This is a genomic window from Paenibacillus algorifonticola (genome assembly GCF_050481745.1).
Taxonomy (GTDB): Bacteria; Bacillota; Bacilli; order Paenibacillales; family Paenibacillaceae; genus Pristimantibacillus; species Pristimantibacillus algorifonticola_A.
In genome coordinates this window covers 91070-102106 of sequence record NZ_JBCNGR010000018.1, presented here as the reverse complement: position 1 = coordinate 102106, position 11037 = coordinate 91070, and the positions used below count along the sequence as shown (strand labels likewise).

The following is an 11037-nucleotide window of genomic DNA, read 5'->3' as shown; positions in this document are numbered from 1 at the left end:
CGAAAGAATGCTGTCACAAGTAGCTTAGTAACGGGATTTCAGTATGAGCGTGTTTTCAAACTGCACTTTTCTTGACAACTCCAGCTTGACCTCTGCCTGCGTCGCACTCCGTATGGAGTGCGTGGATTGAAACAGTAAAGGTTCCCAGTATAATTTTATGCTTTTCAGGTCGCACTCCGTATGGAGTGCGTGGATTGAAACCGAGAAGGATCCGAAGGTACGCCGTAGCTGGAGCGTCGCACTCCGTATGGAGTGCGTGGATTGAAACACCGTCTTATCTCCAAAACCCAACACATCGGACATGTCGCACTCCGTATGGAGTGCGTGGATTGAAACGAGCGGTACGCCGAGCAGCCGGCAGGGCAGTTGCAAGTCGCACTCCGTATGGAGTGCGTGGATTGAAACAGCCATCTCGAAGGTAGGAGCTATGCCTCGCAGAGTCGCACTCCGTATGGAGTGCGTGGATTAAAACACATCCAGAACGACTACAAAATCGAGTTGCTAAGCGCACATTCATTTAAATTGAAAAAACAGGCTGCTCCCGCGTTGTATCATCCACGCGGAAACAGCCTGTTTATATTAAAACCCCCTACTTATTCCACTGTCATCGTCTTCTTCAAAAGCTCCTTCATCATCTGTGCAGCTTTCACCTTGACGCTGAGGCAGGGAGAGATTTCCACGGAGTAGCGACCGCTTTGCAGCTCTTCGCGCAGCTCGGTGGCGGTGCGGCATTCCCGCTCCAGCACATTCCATACGCTGCCGAACTGGAGCGGTTGGTGGGAGTCGCTGCCTGCGCAGGCGGGCAAGCCGATTTCAGCTGCAAGCTGGCGAACCTGATCGGCCATGTCGGGGCCATATTGGTACAAGTCCTTCGCGTTAATGTCCAACGCATGAAGCCGCAGAAGCTGCTCAGCCGCATACTGTGTGAGCGGGTTGCTCTCCCGCATCGGATGTGCGCCAATCCGCAGCACAGGAGCATCCTCCGTAAGATCCATCAGCTCGGAAAAGGGGATAAAGCAGCCTTTTTCCGAATAAGGCTCTAATTGCTGGTGTAAATCACGCAGGTACAAGCGATTGCCTATGATCAAAATATGCCCGCGCTCCGCAACATCTACCTCCATCCCCGTGAACACCTTCAAGCCATCCACATCATAATAATCGTCCTGATAGGCGAAGGCTGCGTCAAGCTGATCCAGCATATCGGTATAGTTCAGCGTGTTAAAATGCTCGGTCAACGCAATGGCGCTTAGACTATTTTCAATCGCTTCAGCCGTCATGGCGGCGAAATAGTCGAGCGAAAAATGTGTTTTTTTCGATAGCTTGCCGTGAGTGTGCAAATCAAGATTCATCATATAGCTGAGGTCTCCGTTTCGATATGCAATATTATAAAGATAAATACTGTCCCGCTACCGCCAGCACAATCATATAGCAGAGGGAGCAGCCGAGAAATACAAAATCCAATGGGCGAATACGCAAATAGGCGAGCTTCAGCTTCTTCGCATCCGGGCTGACTAAGGAATAAGTAAAGCCGCGCACCTCCAGCGCTTCAACCGTTGTGCGGGTGCGCTTCGCCGTATTTAAAATTAGCGGATAAAAGGCACGGACGCTGATCGTCGCCAAGTAGATGAGGGAGCGCCAGCCGAAAATCCCTTTCCGCTGCGGCGAGCGTCCGCGAAGGCGGAAGGAATGAATAATGTTGTGATATTCCTCAATTAGAATTGGCAGCATTCGGTAGCCATACGATACCCCGAAGCTGAACTGCGCCGGCATGCCGAGGCTGAGCAGCGCGTCGCTCAGCTTCTCGGGGTCCATGCTGGAGAAAACAGCAATGCTGGCGAGTGAAATGAGCAATATTTTCAGCGTGAGTGTCATGAGGGGCCAGAAGCTGGCGAGACTTCCGCCGAACAGGAGCGAGCCTAGCAAAATATAGCTGATCTCGCTGACGAGCCCGACGCCCATAATGATGAGGACGAGCGGGCTGACCTTGGAGGACAAGGTGAGCGCGACGATTGGCACGAGCAGCCCCAGCAGAATGAACTTGTTATGAATGAACCAGGGCGCTATAGCGAAAAAGGAATACCAGACAATAAGCATGCGCGGATCGAAGCGCGATAAAAAAGTAGATTGGCGGCCGAAGGCGGTGCGCATCAGCTCAATTTTAATTTGCTCGACGCTGAGCTTGTCGATCAGATTTTGTTTAATGGCTTCCACTCGGTATGGCCTCCTCTCTAGGCAGTTGCTCTGATGCGTCCGCAGAAGCGGCTCCAGTCAGGCGGCAAAGCAATTCGTCAACGGATAAGCACGGCGGCTCTAAACCAAGCCGATCGCTGAGCAGCGTAATTTGCGGCGGAATGAGTCCGGCCTGCTCCAATACGGGAAGCTCGCGGAACAAGGAACGCGTATCTGTATCCAGCAGCACCTGACCGTTGTGCATCACGATGACGCGATTCGCCCATTCGGCAACCAGCTGCATATCATGGGTGGCGATCAGCGTCGCCTTGACCTGATCCTCCAGCTCGGCAAGCATGGCGGTCATTTCGCGCCGACTTGAAGCATCAAGACTGGCCGTCGGTTCATCGAGCAGCATCACCGTAGGACGCATCGCGAGGCCAATCGCAAGGGTAGCCCGCCGCTGCTGCCCGCCGCTTAACAATCTGCCATCGCGATCCTGAAGCGCGGTGAGCCGCAGCCGCTCCAGCACTTCATCGGTAAAGGCTGAATATCCCGCTTTATTTCGGGCTTTCGGGAAAAACTCCACATCCTTGCGCACCGAATCCTCAATAAACATTTCCTCCGGATGCTGATAGATGAAGGAAACGAATTCAGAAAGCTGCTCGGGCGAATGGCGCTTCGTTAAGCGGCCGCAAACGGTAAGCTCGCCCTTATTTGGACGGCGAATGCCGGAAATAAGCTTAAGCAGTGTCGATTTGCCCGCGCCATTGTTGCCGACGAGTGCAATTCGATCTCCCTCGTAAATCGAGAGACTCAGATCGCGAATAACAGGGTGCAGCGCTCGCGTAATCGTTTTGTAGCCGTAGGACACATGCTCGAAGCGAATCAACTCTTGCGGTGACGCGGCATCCGAAGCCTTTGCCAGCGCTGGAACCGGATTTGCTGAAAGGCTGAGCACCTGCGATTCCTGCTTTGCTATAAACCCAGCCTGCCCAGTGGACGGAAAAGCAGCTTGCGGCTTATGATCCTTGTTAACATAGGACGCTGCTTCCATATCCTTTTGAAAATAAACCGCAGCCTCCGCCAGCGTAATCGGATATATCTGCTCTGCTGTGGCTGCCGCCGTCGCTGCTGCCGATTGCCTGCGCCGGGCTTCCCAATTTCTTACTGCCAAGGTGACCTGCGGCGGCAAAATATTCAGCGCTGCCAATTCATCGACGCGGGACAGCGCCTCCTGTACAGGCTTGATCCAGCGGATGCTGCCGCTATCCATCAATACGACTTTATCGCAATAATCGGCAATAAATTCAGTATGATGCTCAATGACGATGATCGTTTTACCGTATTGCTTGTTGAGCATGGCGAGCTTATCGTAAATCAGCTTGGCGTGATAAGGATCAAGCTGGGCGACGGGCTCGTCCACGATGATCACATCGGGATCAAGAGCGAGCGCGCCTGCCAGCGCAGTCATATGCTTCTGCCCGCCGCTAAGCTGCCAAATCCATTGGTCGCGCAATGGCTCAAGACCGAGCACGGCGAGCGCCCTTTCGCCGCGCTGGAGATAGTCCGCATAGCCGTAATTAAGCGGTGCAAAGCAGGCTTCATCGTACACAGTCGGACGTACGAGCTGATTTTCAAAATCCTGAAAAACGTAAGTCACCTTGCGCGAAAGGGAGGACACCGTTTCGTTTGCGGCATCCATGCCAGCTACCCGAATCGATCCGCTCAAATCACCAACATAATAATTAGGAATAAGGCCGTTCAAGCATTTGCAGAGCGTCGATTTGCCGCTCCCATTCGTCCCAGCAATGGCGATAAATTCCCCAGGCTGAATCGTCAGCTTTATATCGTGCAAAGCCATGCCCTCAGCACCTGGATATTGAAAGCTAACGTCGTTCATTTCAATGATAGGAGCTGCAGCTGCAGCGGCTCGTGAGGTCATCGTTGCGGCGTTATGATGCTGTAGGTTGCTCAAAGCTTCATATCCCCCGGCTTCTGGACGGTCTTTGCTTTGGAACGCATCGCGAATGCAACGGTGACGATCAGAACGAGGGCTGCGGCACCGATGCTCACCCACATATAGCCGCTGCCATATTGCTCAATAAATTCCGGCTCCCAGACGGCGAAGTTCATATCTGACTCGGCCAGAAATTCGGCGACGACCGCAAGGAAGAAAAAGCAAATGCCCGTAATGAGCAAGCGCGGCGTCACCAGCTGTCCAAGCGAAAGCGGAACCCGGCTGTCGCGCGGCTTCATGCCGAGCAGCGGCTCGATTTTTCCATAGAGTCTTGGTACGAGAAACAGCGTTGGCAGCAGGGAGAAGAAAATGCCGGTAATGACCATGGCGTTCAGGAAGCTAAGGCCTTCAATGAGCAAAATACTTTCTGGCAGCCCCGGCACCGCTTCAAATTCCTCAATCCCAAACCATACTTTGCCGATATCGACAATCGTGCCGAGCATTTGGTCAATGCCTACTGCAACGAAGGAAGCTAGAGCAAGCTGCTTGCGATTGCGGGGATCGCTGACGAGCAGTCCGGCAACATACATGGCGAGCGAGAACTCAATGAATTTTTCCAGCTCCCCCAGTCCGCCGAATTGCCCGAGCAGCAGCTCTCCGAAAATAATCTCCCCGAAAGAAGCGCCAAGCGCGGCATACAGCGGGTTGAACAAAATACATAAAGTGAGCGGAATGAATGCGAAATATTCAACCTTGATTTCAATCGGCCCAAGCTTGAGCTCGGGGATAAGCTCGGAGAACATATTGGAAATGCCGTACAGCGACATAGCCAGTATGAACACCATAAGCTTCTGGGATTGCGTCAATTCGTAACGGCGTTTAAGCGCGGATGTCACGTTTAATTCCTCCTAAGCAAAATGGGATTGAGGCGAAATTCGCTTCGCCTGCCTCAGTGCAGCAGCGAACTCTTTTTCAATATAAAGAGGAACTGTTAACGCATCATCAACGAATTATTTCGTTTCTGTAAAATAATTTTCATGAATTAATTTATGATAAAAAACTTTCAAAAAGTTGCGGCCAAATGCTATACTGCTGATGAGAGCCTGCTTTTGAGGCACAGGATCAGGCGTAGGCACAGGCATAGGGAGGGCACATCATGGTACCGATTAATATCAAAATGAATTTGGATAAAATGTCAAAAAGCCAGCAGGCGATAGCCAATTATGTAGCGGGCGCACTAGCGCAAATTCCCTATTGCACCGAGGAGGACATTGCGCAGGCGGTTGGAGTCAGTACGGCGACCGTTTCGCGTTTTTGGGCTACGATTGGTTTTGCCAATTTGAAAGCCTTCAAGAAGCATTTGCTGCAAAATGAACATGCTACCCCTGCTCATAAAATGAAGCAGATTTTAAATAAGGTCGATTCGGAAGCCGCCGATGTTGTGGGCGAAATATTGGACATAGCCGCAAATCATGTTGCGGTCACGAAGCAGCGGGTGGAGCGGGCAGCGTTTCATCAGACGGTGGAGGCGATTCATGCCGCGCGTAAAGTTTATATTTTTGGCTCGGGGGCGGCGGTCTGTCTCGTTGCGCTTCTGCAATTCCGCCTGAATCGGATCGGCGTGCAGGTGGTGGCGATGGAGGCTAGCGGCAGCGAGCTGTTTGAAACGTTGTCTCACGCTGGGGAAGAGGATGTCGTGCTGATGTTTGGCTTTGTCAGGCGGTCGCCGGAAATGACGGTTATTTTGGAGCAGGGCAAGGCGGCGGGTTATCGGACGGTGCTGGTCACGGATTTGCTCGTCTCGGATATGCTGGTGCAGAGTGATATTGTGCTGCAATTGGATCGGGGGGAGCTGGAGGGCTTTCATTCGATGACGGCTCCCGTTGCATTGGTAGATGCTTTGACGGTAGCTGTGACGAAGCGGCAAGGCCAGCAGGCGCTTAATCAGCTGGATCGGCTTCATGCGCTGCGCAAGCGTTATGCTGCGCAGCTTCCGAAGTAGGGGACTACTAGCAAGCCGGGTGTTGGTATAGCTGCCTTTTTCTACGAGGGATTCTGATCCGTATTCTCTTGATTGTCTTTGTTCTTATAATAGGCCTTTCTGCGGACATAGACGAAATGGGCCAGATTCAGAATACCTGTCACGATGGCTAAAATAGAGGGGAGTATTTGAAGTAGGGTTGGCAATGTGGCTCCGTTGCCAACGGGGCCCGTTCTAGGCTGCAAGGCTTCCCAATAGCCAAAAAGTATGGCGCTAAAGCCGAAAAAAATCAAAAATAGCGACAGCACAATAACTAATTTTTCGTTTCTCATCGCAAATTCCCCCCTCATTCAAGTTTAGCCCGCAAAAGCGCATATCAGCCATTTAAATACTCCTTACTACGAAAACACACCCTAAAATGTTACAATTTACAAAGAAGCTGTCTTTTAGACACTTATGCACGCATGGGTAAATGTGGATTTTTAAGGAAAGGCTGAATCATAATGAATCAAATGAATCAAATCGACTACGAGGCTTTTTATAATGAGGTTGGAGCGAGCAATGGCTGGAATTTCAGCAGGCTGAAGTGTATTTCGGAGGAAGCGAAGTGGGATTTGTATCAGGAGGTTGTCAAGCTTAGCCGAAAAACCGACCTTCTGCTCGATATTGGCACGGGCGGCGGGGAAGCTATTTTATCGATTGCGGACTGTGCCCTGCTGCTGGTGGGCATTGATTTATCTAAAGGCATGGTTGATACCGCTATGAAAAATATAACGAAAGCTGGGCGCGGCAACGTGCGCGTGCTGCAAATGAATGCGGATAAGCTGGATTTTCCAGACCGCTTCTTTCAGATCGTTTCTTGCAGGCATTCCGCCTTTAATGCGCAGGAGGTAGCTCGTGTGCTGGAGAACGGCGGTACATTTCTGACGCAGCAAGTGAGCGAGAACGATAAGCTGAATCTCAAGCAGGCGTTTGGAAAAGGGCAAGCCTATGGGGAGAAGCCAGGCTCGCTCAAGGAGCGGTACATAGCAGAGCTGACGGAAGCTGGCTTTTTGAAGATTGAGGTTATGGAGTGGAACGTCGCTGAGTTTTATGAGACGGCGGAGGATTTGATTTTTCTGCTTAAGCATACGCCGATTATTCCGAATTTTGGGCGGCAGCCGGAAGATTTTGAGCGATTAGAAGCGTTCATTAGAGATAATAAGTCGGAAAGAGGCATCAAGACGAACGCAGAGCGGTTTATGATTAAAGCACAAAGGTAGAAGCAGGGGGCACAAAGGTGAGAGAACAGCAGTTGATCAACAGTCAGAAAAGGCCGATTACGATAAACAACATCGTGAAGGATTTGCGAAGATTAGGCGTTCGCGAGGGAGATGCGGTGCTGGTGCACGCCTCCTTGTCGCGCTTGGGCTGGGTATGCGGCGGGCCGCAGGCTATGGTGCAGGCGCTTCTGCAGGCGGTCGGGGACGAGGGCACGTTAATTATGCCTGCGCAAAGCGGAGATTGGAGCGATCCCGCCGAATGGGGCAATCCTCCGGTTCCAGAGGAGTGGTATGAGACGATTTATCGGGAGCTTCCGGCTTTCGATCCGGCTTTATCACCTACGCGGGGAATGGGGCGTATTGCCGAGCTGTTCCGAACGTTTCCGGCGACGGTGCGTTCAGCGCATCCGCAGGTTTCTTTTTGCGCCAATGGCAAGTATGCGGAGCTTATTACATCCGAGCATATGCTAAGCCCGCAATTCGGCATGGCGTCGCCACTTGGTAAGCTGTACGGCTTGGGTGCCAAGGTGCTGATGCTGGGGACGGGGTATGAATCCTGTACAAGCTTTCATCTGGCTGAAGCGATGAGTGAGCGTCTGCCGACGAAGCAGCTGGGAACAGCTATTTATGAAGGGGACGAGCGAGTATGGAAATGGTTTACGGATTTCGCATATGATTCGGAGGATTTTGGCCGGATTGGGCAGTGCTACGATCATGAAGGCTCTGTGCAAAAAGGTGCGGTAGGCAGCGCCGAGTCCCGGCTTTTTGATCTGAAAGAGGCGGTCGATTATGCCAAGCAGTGGATCATGATCCATCGTTGGATGGAGTGAAAAAAAGTTATGCCCATGCAGGTGCGAATGTGTTGCTCACATAAAAACCCTAGGGGATTCGCACCTCAAAATTTGTCGAATCATGACGAAGATGAAGGGCTTCGGGAAAAGTCAATATTTTATTAAGACTTTCTTCGTATGGATGATCTTGAAAATATATGCAATTGATGCCATGATGGGATCAATTGTATGTATTATTGCTGTCGCACTCCGTATGGAGTGCGTGGATTGAAATAATCTACCGGATGACCTATTTACCGAGTTAATTAAGTCGCACTCCGTATGGAGTGCGTGGATTGAAATATTTTTGATAAACTCCAATAGCTGGAGCATATCGTGTCGCACTCCGTATGGAGTGCGTGGATTGAAATCTAATAATGGTATAGCAACAAACCAGAAATGCAAATGTCGCACTCCGTATGGAGTGCGTGGATTGAAATGCCCTTAAATTTGGCGATGATTGTCGCCACAAGCCAGGTCGCACTCCGTATGGAGTGCGTGGATTGAAATGCATCATGGGAACGAAAAGTGTTCGTATCCCATTGTCGCACTCCGTATGGAGTGCGTGGATTGAAATAAAACAACACCCCCCGCCCTTGCGGATCATACCCGTCGCACTCCGTATGGAGTGCGTGGATTGAAATCTTCCTTTATCGGGATGATTATTACGATAAGGAGTGTCGCACTCCGTATGGAGTGCGTGGATTGAAATTTGGATGCCTGATCGCAATACAATCCGTGTTCGGCGTCGCACTCCGTATGGAGTGCGTGGATTGAAATAAACTGAATGAGCCGTCTAAACGGATAGGCGATAGTCGCACTCCGTATGGAGTGCGTGGATTGAAATGGCTTGCTAAACCATGCTCGACCAGGACGATCAAGGTCGCACTCCGTATGGAGTGCGTGGATTGAAATGCACACGTTGTTCGTATTGCAAAGCACGTTCTCGTCGCACTCCGTATGGAGTGCATGGATTGAAATCGTCGAATCAGTTTTTTACTTGCTGATTGCATCTGGTCGCACATCGTCCGTATATCCTTGATGAGATGTTCGTGTGCAACAATTGTTCGAAGCTTCTGCCAGAGTTCGGGGGAAGCTTCTTTCTTTAAAATTTTTTCTTAAAATTGTAATTATTCTTTTTGAAAGTATAATATAACAATAATTCATTGAGCTGTTTAGCCGAATTGTATTTGAATATTGAGATGAAGCTGGTATTTTCATGAATTTCGTGAATACAACGTTTTCCGAAACTACTTTATAATTAATTCATCAACAGAAAACTTACTAAAGGATGATATAAGAATGATAGATTATAAAGTTTTATTTGAAATTATAGATAAAAGCATTCAACAAAGAGGATATAAATTAATTACAGAAAAACCAGATCTAAATATATTAGGAGATAGTATTTTTAAATATAAGAGAACTGATCCTCCACGAATGAATATTTTAGCAGTTTGGAATTCGGATGAGGAAAAAGAAAAGGGTTACTTTATGATTCAATTGATTTATAGAAGAAAGATATATGAACCAGGAATGTTTCTAATACGTTTTAGAGACCTGAAAGATGAAGATGAATTAATAGACGATATAAACGGGATTTTTAAACATTGGGAACAATAACAACAATAACAACATTAAAAAAAGATAGTGAATAAAACGAATTTGGTTGATAAACACGGAAGAAACAGCAATGGACCCTAGAGGCTCCTCAATCCGTTGGTGCCATTTGCAGGGAAGCGGATTCAGCGGACACATCCGTATCGACTAACCGCATCACGGCCAACTGCTGCGGAACTTTAAGCCGGTGGGACGTCGTGAATATGGGAACATTATACGAAGCTCTTATGAAAGATCTATAAAAACTAATGAAAGTGGTCTCATGGTAGACCAAAGAATTAAATGCATGAGCATCGGCGTTACGTAACATTTTTCCTTTGTCAGGCTTGCTTTATTGTGAAAAATGCGGTTCACGGATGAGGTTTCGGGTGGGAGAGAATAAGAAGCAGGGGCAGCACTGGAGTGCATTGTGCTATCATCAATATAAAGACGGAAGCAAATGTGAGCAGCGCGGCAAGGTAATGGATGTTGATTTTTTCATTGCTCTGTATGACCGAATTATTCATGTAGACCCGAACATTTTACTGGAGATTGAATTGCATGGAAGTAGGTACAATGATACAAAGGTCATTATTGAGTTCAAAGAGCAGGAGTTGAAGAACCAGAAGCAGGCATTGGACAAGCTGCATGAATCTTATGAAGAAGACTTGGTAACGAAGCAGGTATTTTTGGAGCGTAAATTTATCCGGTCTAAGCAGATACAGAAGCTGGAGGAAGAGTTGAAGGATTTGCGGAAGGTTGTAGTAGATGAAGGGAATTATCCAACTGTGGAGCAGATATATGAGCGGATGGGTGAGTTTAGGGAGTTGTGGAGCATTGCGGTGACGAATGAGGAGAAGAATCGGGCGTTGAAGAAGTTGTTGGAGCGGATTATGTATGATCGGGAAGGGAATCGTGTGGGACTTACGGTTTGTTATAAATGATTTTTATAGTGAATTTTAAAGATAGAACCATTCAAGCCTCTAGAGATATTTCTAGAGGCTTGTCAGATTTCCGAAATTATTGTCCAATGTTGGAATATTTTGAAGGGGAATAGTTAGGTCTGTAGAATTACTAGAGTAGGTCTTTAAATGATGGGTTAATTATTTACGGTGAGTATTTTAGATGGGATTTGAAGGTATTAATTTAATTATTTTAGTGTGAATAAACAAAAAGTCAATATGGGTATGAATGATATTGTAATGCGAAACTTTTAGAGTGTTTTTCAGCTTGTTG

General features: G+C 48.7%; 10 protein-coding genes and 2 CRISPR repeat arrays. Of the genes, 5 read left to right on the top strand and 5 right to left on the bottom strand.

The window, feature by feature from the left end; genetic code table 11:
* Positions 1 to 100 precede the first annotated feature (100 nt).
* Positions 101 to 472: direct repeats of the CRISPR family, unit length 33 nt; unit sequence GTCGCACTCCGTATGGAGTGCGTGGATTGAAAC.
* A 121-nt stretch (positions 473 to 593) separates the two neighbouring features.
* The 4 genes from ABEW34_RS17975 to ABEW34_RS17960 are packed head-to-tail and all read right to left on the bottom strand — an operon-like array spanning position 594 to position 4974.
* Positions 594 to 1352, bottom strand: coding sequence for a PHP-associated domain-containing protein (locus tag ABEW34_RS17975; protein ID WP_430160527.1), 759 nt, complete (start codon positions 1350 to 1352; stop codon positions 594 to 596).
* Positions 1353 to 1383: 31 nt separating this feature from the next.
* Positions 1384 to 2211 carry an energy-coupling factor transporter transmembrane component T family protein gene (locus ABEW34_RS17970; protein ID WP_430160526.1) on the bottom strand — a complete coding sequence of 276 codons (828 nt, stop codon included), beginning with the start codon at positions 2209 to 2211 and terminating at the stop codon, positions 1384 to 1386.
* Positions 2198 to 4147, bottom strand: coding sequence for an ABC transporter ATP-binding protein (locus ABEW34_RS17965; RefSeq protein ID WP_430160525.1), 1950 nt, complete (start codon positions 4145 to 4147; stop codon positions 2198 to 2200). Before ABEW34_RS17965 ends, ABEW34_RS17970 begins: the two co-directional genes overlap by 14 nt.
* The gene (locus ABEW34_RS17960; RefSeq protein WP_430160536.1) at positions 4144 to 4974 is read right to left on the bottom strand and encodes a cell division protein FtsQ; all 831 of its coding nucleotides are present in this window, start codon (positions 4972 to 4974) and stop codon (positions 4144 to 4146) included. Before ABEW34_RS17960 ends, ABEW34_RS17965 begins: the two co-directional genes overlap by 4 nt.
* 311 nt (positions 4975 to 5285) lie before the next feature.
* On the opposite strand from ABEW34_RS17960, the gene ABEW34_RS17955 reads away from it, so the two are divergent.
* Entirely contained in the window at positions 5286 to 6131 is an 846-nt protein-coding gene (locus tag ABEW34_RS17955) for a MurR/RpiR family transcriptional regulator (RefSeq protein ID WP_430160524.1), read from the top strand.
* A 41-nt stretch (positions 6132 to 6172) separates the two neighbouring features.
* Here ABEW34_RS17955 and ABEW34_RS17950 read toward each other — a convergent pair whose 3' ends face one another.
* Complete coding sequence (locus tag ABEW34_RS17950; protein WP_430160523.1) at positions 6173 to 6442, bottom strand: hypothetical protein; 270 nt, start codon at positions 6440 to 6442, stop codon at positions 6173 to 6175.
* A 180-nt stretch (positions 6443 to 6622) separates the two neighbouring features.
* Here ABEW34_RS17950 and ABEW34_RS17945 point away from each other — a divergent pair, with 180 nt between their 5' ends.
* The 4 genes from ABEW34_RS17945 to ABEW34_RS17930 all read left to right on the top strand — a co-directional run bounded on the left by ABEW34_RS17945 (position 6623) and on the right by ABEW34_RS17930 (position 10745).
* On the top strand, positions 6623 to 7372 hold the full coding sequence (locus tag ABEW34_RS17945) for a class I SAM-dependent methyltransferase (protein ID WP_430160535.1): 750 nt from the start codon (positions 6623 to 6625) through the stop codon (positions 7370 to 7372).
* A gap of 17 nt (positions 7373 to 7389) precedes the next feature.
* Positions 7390 to 8202 carry an aminoglycoside N(3)-acetyltransferase gene (locus ABEW34_RS17940; protein ID WP_430160522.1) on the top strand — a complete coding sequence of 271 codons (813 nt, stop codon included), beginning with the start codon at positions 7390 to 7392 and terminating at the stop codon, positions 8200 to 8202.
* 202 nt (positions 8203 to 8404) lie between these two features.
* Positions 8405 to 9183: a CRISPR direct-repeat array (repeat unit 33 nt; unit sequence GTCGCACTCCGTATGGAGTGCGTGGATTGAAAT).
* 321 nt (positions 9184 to 9504) lie between these two features.
* A complete protein-coding gene (locus tag ABEW34_RS17935; protein ID WP_430160521.1) occupies positions 9505 to 9825 on the top strand; it encodes a hypothetical protein in 321 nt (106 codons plus the stop codon).
* A gap of 314 nt (positions 9826 to 10139) precedes the next feature.
* Positions 10140 to 10745, top strand: coding sequence for a zinc ribbon domain-containing protein (locus tag ABEW34_RS17930; protein WP_430160520.1), 606 nt, complete (start codon positions 10140 to 10142; stop codon positions 10743 to 10745).
* The last annotated feature ends 292 nt before the right edge of the window (positions 10746 to 11037 follow it).